Below are 1,326 nucleotides of genomic sequence, written 5' to 3' on the forward strand. Positions count from 1 at the left end.
TGTTGCGTACCGGGTTTGATGGAGACATCGAAACCTGGAGGATCTGCAGCTATGCCCGCACCGAAGAAATACCCTGATGAGCTGCGTGAGCGTGCGACCCGGATGGCGGTGGACGCCCGCAAGGATCCGGATATGGCGGCGGGGGCGATCAAGCGAGTGGCTGATCAACTCGGCATCCACCCCGAGGCGCTGAGGGTCTGGGTGAAGCGGGCCGAGATCGATGCCGGGGACCGGCCAGGGACCACGACCGGCGATGCGCAGCGGTTGGCCGAGTTGGAGCGGGAGAACCGGGAACTGCGGCGGGCGAACGCGATCCTGAAGAGCGCATCGGCTTTCTTCGCGGCGGAGCTCGACCGCCCCGCTCGGTGATCGTCGCGTTCATCGACGCCCACAACCATGATTTCGGAGTCGAGCCGATCTGCGCCGTTCTCACCGAGGCGGGCGTGAAGATCGCTCCGAGCACCTACTACGCCGCCCGGTCCCGGGCACCGTCGGCCCGCGCGGTCCGCGACGTGCAGGTCACCGAGAAGATCAAGGAGGTGCACACACGAAACTACGGTGTCTACGGCGTGCGCAAGGTCCACGCGGAGCTGGCCCGCCAGGGTGGCGTCGCGGCCCGTCCGGTAGCACGCTGCACTGTCACCCGGTTGATGAAATCCGTTGGCCTGCAAGGGATCTCACGGTTGAAGACCCCGCGCACCACCCGTAGCGGCAAGGGTAGCGACCCGCGCCCGGACCTTGTCAAGCGGGAGTTCACCGCGGCGGCGCCGAACCGGCTGTGGGTCGCCGACATCACCTATGTCCGCACGTTCACCTGCTGGGCGTACGCGGCATTCGTGCTCGATGTGTTCTCCCGCCGCGTGGTCGGCTGGCAGGTCTCCACCAGCCTGCGCACCGACCTGGCACTCGACGCACTCGAGATGGGCCTGTGGACCCGCGCCCGGGCCGGTCAGGACACCAGCGAGTTGATCCATCACTCCGACCGCGGCGTGCAGTATCTCGCCGTGCGCTACACCCAGCGCCTGGCCGAGTCCGGAGCAGTCGCATCCGTTGGCAGCAAAGGAGATTCCTACGACAACACCCTCGCCGAGGCATTCAACTCGATCTTCAAAGCCGAACTGATCCGCAACAAGGGCCCCTGGCGCGGCGTCGACGACGTCGAGATCGCCGTCGCCGAATACATCGACTGGTACAACCACCGACGGCTCCACGGCGAGCTGGGTCTGATCCCGCCCGTCGAATACGAGATCAACCACCACCACACCACCGCACCCGTAGCACTCACGAACGGGTGATCACAGCCTCCATCAAACCCGGTGCTTGACA

1 protein-coding gene and 1 other annotated feature are annotated in these 1,326 nt (G+C 65.9%); the gene reads left to right on the top strand.

The window, feature by feature from the left end:
• Positions 1–51 precede the first annotated feature (51 nt).
• Positions 52–1,295 (top strand): IS3 family transposase gene (locus GPZ80_RS31860; protein ID WP_246477691.1). Its coding sequence is split into 2 segments (ribosomal slippage): positions 52–331 and positions 331–1,295, totalling 1,245 coding nucleotides; the frame shifts between segments, so codons are not numbered across the junction.
• Positions 330–458, top strand: a sequence feature (AL1L pseudoknot). It overlaps the preceding gene by 129 nt.
• Positions 1,296–1,326: the final 31 nt, after the last annotated feature.

It is taken from the genome of Actinokineospora xionganensis, from assembly GCF_014323725.1.
In the GTDB taxonomy this organism is placed as follows: domain Bacteria; phylum Actinomycetota; class Actinomycetes; order Mycobacteriales; family Pseudonocardiaceae; genus Actinokineospora; species Actinokineospora xionganensis.